This is a genomic window from Enterobacter sp. ZOR0014 (assembly GCF_000798855.1).
GTDB classification, from domain to species: Bacteria; Pseudomonadota; Gammaproteobacteria; order Enterobacterales; family Enterobacteriaceae; genus Enterobacter; species Enterobacter kobei.
Genome location: NZ_JTLF01000355.1, coordinates 1 through 207 on the forward strand (window position 1 = coordinate 1; position 207 = coordinate 207).

Annotated in this window: 1 protein-coding gene; it reads left to right on the forward strand. The window is 50.7% G+C overall.

The window, feature by feature from the left end; translation table 11 throughout:
* Nucleotides 1-207, forward strand: a 207-nt coding sequence (locus tag L977_RS24800) for a toxin VasX (protein ID WP_047626815.1), incomplete at both ends; no start/stop codon positions are given.

Consider the following 207-nt stretch of genomic DNA (forward strand, 5'->3'; position numbering starts at 1 on the left):
TGCCGGAAAATATTAATACCGGTTTACCGGAGTGGGCGAAGGATCCTTGCATCACCGGGATAACGCTCGGCAATAATGAAAAGTATACTCTTCGCGCACTTCGCCAGGGGTATCTTTATGTTTTCTATGAAAAAGGAAAACAGGGCACCCATTACTGGCAATGCTACAGCGTTGCGCCGGACGGCTCACTGTGGCTGCAGCAGGTGG